Annotated in this window: 10 protein-coding genes; 6 read left to right on the top strand and 4 right to left on the bottom strand. The window is 31.8% G+C overall.

Translation table 11 applies throughout. From position 1 onward, the window contains the following. Nucleotides 1–86: 86 nt before the first annotated feature. Both QLS31_RS09820 and hutI read left to right on the top strand, forming a co-directional pair. Entirely contained in the window at nt 87–1,160 is a 1,074-nt protein-coding gene (locus QLS31_RS09820; protein ID WP_282743700.1) for a glutaminyl-peptide cyclotransferase, read from the top strand. A gap of 12 nt (nt 1,161–1,172) precedes the next feature. After that, a complete protein-coding gene (gene hutI, locus QLS31_RS09815; RefSeq protein ID WP_282743699.1) occupies nt 1,173–2,411 on the top strand; it encodes an imidazolonepropionase in 1,239 nt (412 codons plus the stop codon). Nucleotides 2,412–2,460: 49 nt separating this feature from the next. On the opposite strand, the gene QLS31_RS09810 is transcribed toward hutI, so the two are convergent. Continuing rightward, nucleotides 2,461–3,345, bottom strand: coding sequence for a hypothetical protein (locus QLS31_RS09810; protein ID WP_099715651.1), 885 nt, complete (start codon nt 3,343–3,345; stop codon nt 2,461–2,463). A 105-nt stretch (nt 3,346–3,450) separates the two neighbouring features. On the opposite strand from QLS31_RS09810, the gene QLS31_RS09805 reads away from it, so the two are divergent. The 3 genes from QLS31_RS09805 (at nt 3,451) to QLS31_RS09795 (ending at nt 6,502) form a co-directional block, all read left to right on the top strand. Then, entirely contained in the window at nt 3,451–4,482 is a 1,032-nt protein-coding gene (locus QLS31_RS09805) for a formimidoylglutamase (protein ID WP_099715652.1), read from the top strand. 139 nt (nt 4,483–4,621) lie between these two features. Then, nucleotides 4,622–5,875 (top strand): DEAD/DEAH box helicase, encoded by a 1,254-nt coding sequence (locus QLS31_RS09800; protein ID WP_282743697.1) that lies wholly within the window; start codon nt 4,622–4,624, stop codon nt 5,873–5,875. 174 nt (nt 5,876–6,049) lie between these two features. Continuing rightward, nucleotides 6,050–6,502, top strand: coding sequence for an Hsp20/alpha crystallin family protein (locus tag QLS31_RS09795; protein ID WP_099715654.1), 453 nt, complete (start codon nt 6,050–6,052; stop codon nt 6,500–6,502). Nucleotides 6,503–6,658: 156 nt separating this feature from the next. On the opposite strand, the gene QLS31_RS09790 is transcribed toward QLS31_RS09795, so the two are convergent. The 3 genes from QLS31_RS09790 to aroC all read right to left on the bottom strand — a co-directional run bounded on the left by QLS31_RS09790 (nt 6,659) and on the right by aroC (nt 11,580). Continuing rightward, nucleotides 6,659–8,866: a response regulator gene (locus tag QLS31_RS09790; protein WP_282743695.1), complete on the bottom strand. Its 2,208-nt coding sequence runs from the start codon at nt 8,864–8,866 to the stop codon at nt 6,659–6,661. A gap of 223 nt (nt 8,867–9,089) precedes the next feature. Beyond that, a complete protein-coding gene (locus tag QLS31_RS09785) occupies nt 9,090–10,370 on the bottom strand; it encodes a cation:dicarboxylase symporter family transporter (protein ID WP_099715656.1) in 1,281 nt (426 codons plus the stop codon). Between the two features lie 151 nt (nt 10,371–10,521). Beyond that, complete coding sequence (gene aroC / locus QLS31_RS09780) at nt 10,522–11,580, bottom strand: chorismate synthase (RefSeq protein ID WP_282743694.1); 1,059 nt, start codon at nt 11,578–11,580, stop codon at nt 10,522–10,524. A gap of 194 nt (nt 11,581–11,774) precedes the next feature. Here aroC and QLS31_RS09775 point away from each other — a divergent pair, with 194 nt between their 5' ends. Continuing rightward, nucleotides 11,775–12,614 (top strand): UDP-2,3-diacylglucosamine diphosphatase, encoded by an 840-nt coding sequence (locus tag QLS31_RS09775; protein ID WP_099715658.1) that lies wholly within the window; start codon nt 11,775–11,777, stop codon nt 12,612–12,614. Nucleotides 12,615–12,637: the final 23 nt, after the last annotated feature.

Genomic DNA, 12,637 nt, shown 5'->3' with positions numbered 1-12,637 from the left:
GCAAATATACAACCTTTTTATATTTTTGCAAGTGCTTTGCACCTATTAAAATAACGTTGTATATTGGGGTATTCAAATTTTACATTATGAAAAATTATAACATACTATCTATCATTTTATTAGGAACCTTATTCGTTAACTGTGGTGATACAAAAAAAGGTGAAAATTCTTTATTTACCTTTGATAATTCAAAATTTAAGGAACAATACCAACCTCAAGAAGCACTTTCTTTGGAAATTTTGAACTCCAATTCAAAAACTATTGACAGTATTATTTACTATGTGAATGACAAAAAAATTGGTTCAAAAAAAGGAGTTGACAAATTAACTTTTGAATTAAAAGATCAAAAACTAGGCTATCAAAACCTAAAGGCTTTAGTTTATTATGAGGGACAAAACTCAGAAGCGACCGCAAGAGTAGAATTAGTATCTAATATTGCGCCAAAATTATTGAAGTATACCATCGTAAATACATATCCGCACGATATTCAAGCGTACACTCAAGGATTAGAATTTTACCGTGATACGCTTTATGAAGGTACAGGAAACGGATCAGGTCCATCTGGAAAAAGAGGAATTTCCAGCTTAAGAAAAACAAATTATAAAACTGGGGAAGTTTATAAGAAAGTAGAACTAGATGCTCAATATTTTGGCGAAGGAATTACAATTCTAAACAACAAAGTATATCAATTGACGTATAAAAATAATGAAGCGTATGTTTATAATGCAGATACTTTCAAAAAAGAAAAAACAGTTCCATATTACAAAAATATGGAAGGCTGGGGTTTAGTCAATGATGGTACAAACTTATATATGACTGATAGTTCTGAAACGATACATGTATTAAATCCTGAAACTTTCAATGCGATTGACCATATCAATGTTTACTCTTTAAAATCTAAAGTAAAGGGGGTGAACGAACTGGAATGGATTAACGGAAAAATATATGGAAATGTGTACCAAAAAGATGCAATTGCTGTCATCAATCCTAAAAATGGGGCTGTCGAGGGAATAATCAATCTTGCAGATTTGACTACAAAAATTGCTAAATTAGAAGATACTGACGTTTTAAACGGAATTGCTTACAACCCAAAAACAAAAACCATTTTTGTTACCGGTAAAAACTGGAATAAAATGTTTGAAATCAAAATTTCAGAGTAATTATCATATAAAATGACAACGTTAATTATCAATATAAAAGAGTTACTGCAGGTTCGGGAAACGGCTATAGCTAAAGTTTCCGGTGCTGAAATGGCAATTCTTCCAACTATCAAAAATGCCTTTTTAGTAATTAAAGACAATTTAATTGCTGATTTTGGCTCTATGGATAATCTACCTCAAATACCTGCTGACAAAACAATTGATGCCACCGGAAAAATGGTTTTACCATCTTGGTGTGACAGTCATACCCATATTGTTTATGCCGGCAATAGAGAACAAGAGTTCGTCGATCGAATCAATGGTATGACCTATGAGGAAATTGCCAATCGTGGTGGCGGAATCTTAAATTCTGCTAAAAAACTCAATGAAGCTAATGAAGAAGAAATCTACGATCAATCCAAAGCACGGCTTGAAGAAGTCATGCGTTTAGGAACTGGCGCTGTAGAAATCAAATCAGGATATGGATTAACAGTTGAAGGAGAATTAAAAATGCTTCGCGTGATTCAACGTTTAGCGCAAAACTACCCAATAACTATTAAAGCAACTTTTTTGGGTGCTCACGCTTTCCCATTAGAATTTAAAGGAAATCATCAAGGATATATAGATTTAATCATTAACGAAATACTACCTGAAATTGCCAAAAATAAACTGGCAGAATTCATAGATGTATTTTGTGAAACCGGTTATTTTACTGTTGATGAAACCCAACAAATCATGGAAGCTGGGATTAAATTTGGCTTAAAGCCAAAAATACATGTCAATCAATTCAACTCTATTGGCGGAATTCAGGCTGGAATTAAATACAATGCACTTTCAGTTGACCATCTAGAAGTTATGACAACAGAAGATATTGAAGCTTTAAAAAATACAGAAACAATGCCTGTAGCGTTACCATCCTGTTCTTATTTTTTGAGTATTCCATATACGCCGGCACGAGAAATGATAACTGCCGGACTTCCTCTAGCTCTTGCCACTGATTACAATCCAGGTTCAACTCCATCAGGAAATATGAACTTTGTTGTTGCTACTGCGTGCATCAAAATGAAAATGACTCCCGAAGAAGCCATAAATGCGGCTACAATAAACGGAGCTTATGCCATGGGAATTTCAGCAACCCACGGAAGCATAACCATTGGTAAAAAAGCAAACCTCATAATTACAAAACCTATCCCCTCCTATTATCAATTGCCGTACGCTTTTGGCAGTAATCTAATTGATACTGTATTGATAGAAGGTGAAATTTTCGCATAAAAAAAGAGGAACATTACTTTCCTCTTTTTTATTACGTCAACTATTGTTTTTATCTTAAAACAAAACTTGTTTTAGAAACTAATATATCTCTATCGAAAATATTGATGTAGTAAGTCCCTTTAGCAAAATCTTTACCTCTTAAATCTTCAGTAACATTGATTGTTTTGTTTTCATATTTTACATTAGTTAAAAAACTATATGTTAAAGTATTGTCTCCAAAAGTCTCTGTTTTTTTATCGCCTAAAACATTGTTTTTACTGTCTATTACTTGAACATAATATGTTTTATCACCAGATTTAGCAATTTGGTTTTCAGCTATTGTAAAATTAACTCTAAGAACATCAGCTCTGCTTGCTTTATCAGTTTCAATTTGTTTTCCTGAACTTCTTAATTTAAAAGCAGAACCTCTAGTGTTTAAAACCGTCAATTTTGAACCGATTTCAACCGCTTTAGCCAATTCTTCATTTTGACCTGTCAATGCTTCAACATTCTTTTTAGTTTCTCCTAATACTACAACTGTACTATCACGTTGAGTAGTAAGTGTTGTATTTGCCTTTTTTAAGTTGTCATTTTCAGCAATTAAAACTTTCATATTTCCTTGCAAAGCATTGAATTGAGTTCTGTATTTCGATAATGAAGCTACATCCCCTTTCGATTTACTTAAATCAGACATTAAGTTTACCACTTTATCTCTTTCTTGAATTAACTCTTCAGACATAGATGTGTTTTCTGCAATTGCAGCATCATAGGTTGATTTTAATTCTTGTAAATCTTTCATAACTGATTCTTTCTCAGTTAATGTCGTTTTCAATTCTGTTTTAACGATTTCGGTATCTGAAGTCATTTTAAAAATATAAACTAAACTTCCCACTAATAAAATAGCTAATACTGCTATAACCGCTTTAAGACTTGAACTGCTTTTTTGATTTTCCATCTTTTAATTTAATTTAATTTATTTTACAAATTTAACAATATATAACCACGTAATAACGTAAGTTAACGTAATTATATTATTTTTGGAAAAAAAATATTTTTTTTAATGGAAAAAATTATCCCGTTTACCATCAAAGATCTTGCAAAAATTACGAACCATAGAAGTGGTGAAATAAAATTTGGAGAGAAAATGATAACTGTTCCAAAAGAGACCGATGCTATTGAGTTTTTAAAGACTTGCGACGCAAAATATGTATTGTTTGGAATTCCGGAAGATATAGGCATAAGAGCTAATTATGGCAGGCCTGGTGCAGCATCAGCATGGGATAGCGCCATTAAAAGTATCGCTAATATTCAGCATAATCGATTTTGTAAAGGAAGTCAACTTTTCGTATTAGGACAATTGAATGTTAGTGCCGAAATGAAAGAAGTAGAACATTTGGATTTTAATGATATTGATGATCGATCTAAATTAAGCCAACTGGTAGAAAAAATTGATAAAGATGTTTCTCATATAATTTTCAATATTATAAAACTGGGCAAAATTCCTATAATTATAGGTGGCGGACATAATAATTCCTATGGAAATATCAAAGGAACCGCTCTTGCTAAAGGAAAACCTATCAATGCTATAAACTTTGACGCTCATTCCGATTTTAGAATTTTAGAAGGACGTCACAGCGGTAATGGTTTTTCATATGCTTTTGAAGAAGGTTTTTTAAAGAAATATTTTATTTTTGGCTTGCACGAAAATTACACTTCCAAAAGTGTATTGGACATCATTAAAAAAATAGAAGACCGTGTGCGCTACAATACTTATGATAGCGTAAACATTAGAAAAGAAAAAGATTTCAATCAAGAAATGGCTCTAGCTTTAGAGTTTATAAATGAAGATTTTTTTGGAATTGAGATAGATCTGGATTCCATTCCTAATATAGCTTGTAGCGCAATGACTTTGAGTGGTTTCTCAGTGGAGCAACTGCGCCAATTTATATCCTATTTTGCAAAAAATAAAAATGCGACCTATTTGCATATTTGCGAAGGCGCACCAGATTTAGGCGAAGAAAAAAACAATCATCTGATAGGTAAACTTATAGGATATTTAGTAACTGATTTTATTAAATCTAATACTATTTAGTTTATTTTATTGATGAATTTCTAAATTCAAAATCTACAAGTTGTACCCCTAAATACCTTGTAATCCACCATCAAAAATAATAATACTATCTTTGTCGCACTATCTATGTACATAATACAGGATATTAAATACCAAAAATATGTTATTCGAAGATTTATCACTTTCAAAAAGTATACAAAAAGCCGTATTTGAACAAGGCTACCTTAACCCAACACCTATTCAAGAACAATCTATCCCAATTGTATTATCAGGAAGAGATTTAATAGGTTGCGCACAAACTGGAACTGGAAAAACAGCCGCATTTGCTATTCCGATTATACATCAATTGCATCGAATTGTAGGTTCTTCAAAAAAAGCCAAACAAATTCGTGCTTTAGTTGTTACTCCAACCCGTGAATTAGCTGTTCAAATAGGACAAAGCTTTGATACTTACGGAAAATATACAAACCTGACACAGCTTACCATTTTTGGTGGAGTTTCACAAAATCCACAAGTAGACACCTTAAAGAACGGTGTCGATATTTTGATTGCAACACCAGGAAGACTACTAGATTTACACAAACAGGGTTTTATTGATTTAGACCATTTACACACTTTAGTTCTTGACGAAGCGGATCAAATGCTGGATATGGGCTTTGTGAATGATGTAAAGAAAATTGTAAAGCTTACGCCAAAAAACAGACAAACATTGTTTTTCTCTGCTACAATGCCAATTGCAATACGAGAATTAGCTGAAATGTTTTTGACTGATCCTGCAACAGTAACCGTTTCTCCTGTATCTTCAACTGCTGAAAATGTAGAACAACGCGTTTATTTTGTTGACAAAACAGAAAAAAGGAACTTACTATATCATTTAATTAAAAATGAAAATCTATCCGATGTTTTGGTTTTTTCAAGAACCAAGCATGGTGCTGATAATGTTGTAAAAGCATTACGAAAAAACAATATTGCCGCAGAAGCCATTCACGGTGACAAATCACAAAATGCAAGACAACGCGTTTTGGATGCTTTCAAAAATAAAGAAGTTGGCGTTTTGGTCGCTACTGATATTGCAGCCAGAGGAATTGATATTGACCAATTGCCTTTTGTAATCAATTTTGACTTACCAAACATTCCAGAAACGTATGTTCACCGCATTGGTAGAACAGGTCGTGCTGGAAATGGCGGTATTGCAATCTCTTTTTGCAGTAAAGACGAGCATACTTATTGGAAAGACATCCAAAAACTAATAAAAGTGGATGTAAAAATCGTAAATGATCATCCTTATCCTTGGCATTCAGGAAGTCCAGAAACTGCTCCTGGAACCCAACAAAAAAATTCAAACCGAAGCGGTGGAGCTCACAAATCGAGAAAATCAGAAGTTTCTAAACAAAACAAAAAACGCTGGTATTAAAAATATTTAATACTTGTTTTCATCCGTAAGAAATACCTTTTTAAGTTTAAATTAAAAAGGTATTTTATCGTTAAATATCTTATTTTCAACGTTTTATAAGTTAAATAATATTTGTAAATAAATAATATCATTAAATTTGATTCAACTTATTTCAAACAATTAAAACATAAAACTATGGAAACTTTAGTAAAAAGAAACGGTTTATTTCCCACTGTGAATACATTTTTCGATGATTTTATTTCAAGAGATCTTTTTGATTGGAATGATAAAAATTTTACTGCTATTGGCAGTAATTTACCTTCAGTGAATTTAAAAGAAACTGATGATAAATTGCAAGTGGAATTAGCTGCTCCGGGAATGAAAAAAGAAGATTTCAAAGTTGAAATTGACAACAATATGCTTATGATTTCATCCGAAAAAAAGGAAGAGAAAGAAGAAACAAGAAAAAAAGATAATTACGTCCGAAAAGAATTTAATTATCAATCATTCTGCCGAACTTTTACTTTACCTGAATATATTGATGAAAGTAAAGTTGAAGCCAGTTATAAAGATGGAATTTTGCATGTGGACATTGCCAAAAAAGAAATTGGCAAGAAAAAAGCAAATAAAACTATAGCTATCAAATAAATAGTATTCAATAGTAGTTATTAGATAACGCCTTAAAAATCGTTAAATCCTTGGAATCAGTAATTGGTTTTGAAGATTTAACGATTTTAATTTTATACAAAATCTATCAAAATTCCTCATCAAACAATTTTTAAAACAGGATTATATAAAAATAAATTAAGCGATACTTTTAGGTTTTGATATTAGAATACTGATGATTTCAAATAATTTAATCGAATCAAAAGGTTTTATGATGATATCATTGATTCCTGCTGAAAGAGCTTCTTCCGTTATTTCTGTTTTATCAAATGCCGTCAATGCTACAATGGGTATGCCAATACCTTTAAGACGGATCTTTCTTGTGGTTTCAAAACCATTGATTAAAGGCATATTAATATCCATTAATATCACATCAAAATTCTCTTTTTCTAATATTTCTAATGCGGCGTAACCATTGTCAACAACACTACATTTATAGTTGTTCTTTTCAATCGTTTTTCTGGTAATAACCTGATTTATATGGTTATCCTCTACTACTAAAACATTAACGGTTTGGGTTGAACTCATATCGACTTGAATGTTATTGATAATTTCAGTTGTTCGCTCTGGATTAAATTCAAATGCAATAATAAATTTAAATGAAGTACCCTTTCCTATGGCACTTTCGAGTGAAATATCGCTGTCAAACAATCCTAACATTTGCTTTACAATAGAAAGACCTAAACCAGTTCCTTGGTAATCAGTATCTTTCCTGCTAACCTGAACAAATTTATCAAAAATCTTTTCCTGATCTGTAGCATGAATTCCTATTCCGTTGTCTTGAATTTTAAATTCTAAAAAATGGGATTTACCTTCTACTCTAACCAAGTTTACATTTATGCTTACTTCTCCTTTTTTTGTAAACTTCAATGCATTACTGACTAAATTCATAATGATTTGAGAAAGTCTTAACTTATCACCAATTAAATATTCCGGAATATTAGGATCAACATTCACATGAACTACATTATCATTCGTTTTAGCTATAAATGATAATGAACTTTTAACCATATTAATTTCATCAGAAATATTAAAAGTTAAATTTTCAAGAACAATTCTATTGTCTTCAATTTTATTAATTTGCAGAATATCATTCACTAATGATAATAAATATCGGGCTGAAAATTTAAGAGAACTCAGATGTGGACTATGAGCTAACTCTTTATGCTCATCAAGCAGCATGTTAGTAATTCCTACTACACCGTATAAAGGAGTTCTTAATTCATGACTGATTGTAGAGACAAATTGTGATTTTAATATAGACGCTTCTTCTGCTTTTTCTTTGGCAGCCAGCAATTCTATATTTGTTTGAGAAAGCTTCTCATTGGCTTTTTTCTTAAAATTATTATTCTTGAATAAAGTATAAAGCAATAATAACAGAAAGCAAAAAACTACTCCAAATAGCAATACAATGATTTTTGATTTCCTTAAACTTTGAAGCTGAGCCACTTTCTCCGTTTCAATTTTATCTATCTCTCTTTTGTATTCATCTAATTCTAAATTTATCCCGGCTAAATTAGCTTTCTTAATTTTTTCCTCGTTATATAGTTCGTCAGTAATTATGTTGTAACGGGCGAGATTTTCATAGGCATTTTTATAATCACCTTTCTTCAATAAATATTTTGAGTATTCAAGATATGAAAAAGATAAATCTGATTTTTCATTTCCTTCATTTCCAAATTTTATAGCATAGATAAAAGATAATGTTGCTTTATCATGGACTCCTTTGTAACCATAATACATTCCATTTAGCATGTTTAAAGCTACAGCGTTTGTTTCATCACCATATTTTTTATTGTATTTGTTGATGAATTCTAAACTTGGGAAACCTTTTTCAAACAGACCAATATCAAAATAAGCCCAAGCAATATTAAGTTTAGTCATAAAAACCTGGTTGGTATCTGCTAATTTCTGACTGTATTTAAGAGAGTTTTCGTAAAAATTTATGCCTTTTTCATATTGCTTTTTCTCAAAACAATAGATATTTCCTAAATTATTATTTATCCTCTTTCTTAATGTGTCATTACTCGTCTTATCAGCATAGGATAAACTCTTGTTATAGAAGAATATTGCTTTATCAAATTCAGCCATCTCAGCATAATTTGCCGCAATTGTAATATAGGAAATGGCTGTTGAATATAAATCATTAGCATTAATGGAGGAACGAAGTGCCAATTTAGAAATATCCAGAGATTTCTCAAAATTAGACTCCTTTAAGTATCGGGAAGCTTCGTCAGTAAGGTTAGTGATTTCTTGCTTAGAATATGTTTTTGTTTGAGCAATTGAATTATCACTAAAACAATTTAATACAAACAATAGCGATAAAACAATACGTAAATGATACATAAACAATTAGAGTTTATCAAATATACATTTTATTAATAAAAAAAAGGGGAATAAGTGCATATTATCTATTAAAATAAAATTGAATAAGCACATTTTTTAAAAACAGCAATATTATCTTTAAAATAAGAAACAATTAAAAGTCTGAATTTTTAAATCCAAAAAAAACCTGCTCAATTAATTGAGCAGGTTATAGATGTTATTTATTGGAAAACGTACGTAATAACTATTCTGAAGCTACAGTTTCATTTTCATCATTACCTTCCCATTGTCCTACAACTGATGTAGCTAAGGCATTTCCTAAAACATTTGTTGCACTACGGAACATATCACAAAAATGATCTATGGGTAAAATTAATGCGATTCCTTCAATTGGAATATCAAACATACCGCAAGTAGCTGCAACTACAACTAAACTTGCTCTTGGAACACCTGCAATTCCTTTGCTGGTAAGCATCAAAACTAAAAGCATGGTCATTTGTGTTCCTAAATCTAAATCAATACCATAAGCTTGAGCAATAAAAATACTGGCAAAAGTCATGTACATCATACTCCCATCTAGATTAAATGAATAACCTAATGGCAACATGAAAGAAACGATTCTGTCTTTTACTCCAAAACGTTCTAATTCCTCTGTCAATTTTGGAAAAACCGCTTCACTGCTGGTTGTCCCAAAAGCAATAATCAAAGGACTTACAATTCTTTTAAGTAAAACAGTCATTCTGCTTTTTAGAAAAATGTAACCCACCACAATTAATACCAACCAAAGTGATGAAATTCCAACTAAGAATGAACCAAAAAATTTGAAATAGGTAATCGCTAATTCTTGAAAATCTCTTACTGCGAAAACTCCTGCAATGGCTCCAAAAACCCCTATTGGAGCAAATTTCATTACATAATTCACCATTTTAAGAACAATGTGAGATGTTTTATCTAAAGCATTTGTAACTGGCTTAACATAATCTCCCAATGATGCTGCGGCTAAACCAAAGAAAATAGAAAAAATCACAATTTGTAAAATTTCATTGGTCGCCATTGCTTCAAAAATACTTTTAGGCACAATATGCTCAATAAAATTTTCAAAAGATATATTTTGAGTTTTTGCAGTAACTTCAGAAACAGAAGCTAAATCAACATTTGATAAATTAAGACCAACTCCCGGTTCAAGTATGTTTACAAAAAACATTCCCAATAATAAAGAGATGAATGAAGCTGTAAAAAACCAACCCATTGCTTTTCCTCCAATTCTTCCAACAGCTTTAATATCTCCCAGTTTTGCAATTCCCACAACAAGTGTTGTAAAAACTAAAGGCGAAATAATCATCTGAACTAATCGAATGAAAATTGTTGCCAAGATTTTAATTTTTGCACTGAAGCCTTGAGCTGCTTCTGGCGAAATGGAATTATGAATTACAATGCCTAAAATAGCACCTAAAACCATCGCAATTAATATTTGTCCCGTTAATCCTGAAAAAAAAGATGGTTTTTTAGTTGTTTTGGTGTTCATTAAATTGATTGTTAGGTTTTGGTCTTAACCCGTTACTTCACTCAACTTTATAGGCCTTCAGTGAATTTTCTTTACAATACTATCTTTTTCTTGTTTGCTGCCAAGCAAGGAAAAATAAAGTGTAAAGCAGGAAAAGCTTCAAAAATTAATATTAATAGGTCTTGTTTATCAAATAAAAATCAGCTAATACAATGGCTGCCATTGCTTCAACTATGGGCACTGCACGCGGCACAACACAAGGATCATGTCGTCCCTTTCCAGTCATTTCAGTAATATTTCCTTTGTTATCCAATGATTCTTGTTTTTGCATAATGGTTGCCACAGGTTTGAAAGCCACACGGAAATAAATATCCATTCCGTTACTGATTCCACCTTGAATCCCACCTGAAAGATTGGTTTTAGTAGTACCGTCAGGATTGTATAAATCATTATGTTCACTTCCTTTCATTCTAGCTCCATCAAAACCGCTTCCAAACTCAAATCCTTTTACGGCATTGATTGAAAGCATGGCTTTTCCCAATTCAGCATGAAGCTTATCAAAAACAGGTTCTCCTAAACCAATAGGCACATTTTGAATCACACAGGTTACAGTTCCACCCACAGTGTCACCTTGTTTGCGAATATCACGGATATATTCCTCCATAATTACCGCTGAAGCTTCATCAGGGCAACGCACAGGATTGTTTTCAGTTTTTGAAAAGTCTAATTCTTGGTATGGTTTTTCTAAAAAAATTGGACCTACAGAAGAAACGTAAGCATTGATTTTTATTTCTGACAGCATTTGTTTTGCTACCGCTCCAGCCACTACTCTACTAGCCGTTTCACGGGCAGAACTTCTTCCGCCACCGCGGTAATCACGAACACCATATTTTTTTTCATACACATAATCAGCATGGCTGGGTCTGTAATTATCTTTTATATGAGAGTAATCGTCTGATTTTTGATTGGTATTAGGAATAATAAAACCTATGGGTGTTCCAGTGGTTTTACCTTCAAATATTCCGGATAAAAATTGTACATCATCCGGCTCTTTACGTTGGGTAACTATAGCCGATTGTCCCGGCTTTCTTCTTGACATTTCAAATTGAATTGCATCTAAATCTATAGTTATTCCAGGAGGGCAACCATCTATTATACCACCTAATGCTTCACCATGTGATTCTCCAAAAGTTGTTATTCTAAATAGTGTTCCGTAGCTATTTCCTGCCATTATAATTAGTTTTGAACAAAAGTACCATTTTAGTTTAAAGTTTAAAAGCTTATCCCGAAATTTCGGGATAAAGTTTTAAGAAACATTTCACATTTATTGATATTAATTTAATCTTGTCTTAGATTTCTTAACCTTTAATTCCATTTCTATTGCTAATAATTCTATTAATTTGGTAAACTTCAAATTCAAATACATTGAAAAAAAGAAAAGTCGAGTTAGTGGTGATTTCTGATGTACACCTTGGAACTTTTGGTAGTCATGCTAAAGAACTTTATAATTATTTATCTTCTATAAAACCTAAAACGCTAGTATTAAATGGTGATATTATAGATGTATGGCAGTTTCGAAAATCCTATTTTCCAAAAGCACATTTAAAAGTCATACAAAAAATTATAAGTTTTGCATCCAAAGGGACAAAGGTTTACTACATCACAGGAAATCATGATGAAATGCTCCGAAAATTTAGCGATATGAATATGGGTAATTTCGCATTAGTAGACAAGTTAGTTTTAAATCTCGATGACAAAAAGGCCTGGATATTTCACGGTGATGTTTTTGATGCCTCAGTGCAACATTCAAAATGGATTGCCAAACTTGGTGGTTTAGGCTATGATTATTTAATACTTTCAAACCGATTTGTCAATTGGTGTTTATCCAAAATAGGAAGAGAGCCGTATTCTTTTTCTAAAAAAATAAAGGCAAGTGTAAAAAAAGCGGTAAAACACATTTCTGATTTTGAGAAAACGGCAACTGAATTAGCCATCGAAAAAAAATATGATTATGTTATATGCGGGCATATTCATGAACCAAAAATGATTCATCAAGAAACTAAAAACGGGTCAACTTTATATTTGAATTCTGGAGATTGGGTTGAAAACTTAACAGCATTGGAATACAACAAAAAACGTTGGAAATTATATAATTATTCCGAAGCAAATTATATTGAAGAAGAGAACCTTTTTGAGATGGAAGATATTTTAAGCAATCAAATCGTGGCTTCAGCGCTTTTCTCCAAACAAAACATCCTAATGTAATACCGACATAAAAAAGCATCAAA

This window comes from Flavobacterium sp. XS2P24, from assembly GCF_030010285.1.
Taxonomy (GTDB): Bacteria; Bacteroidota; Bacteroidia; order Flavobacteriales; family Flavobacteriaceae; genus Flavobacterium; species Flavobacterium algoritolerans.
The sequence above is the reverse complement of the archived record's forward strand: the minus strand, read 5'-3'. Positions and strand labels throughout refer to the sequence as shown.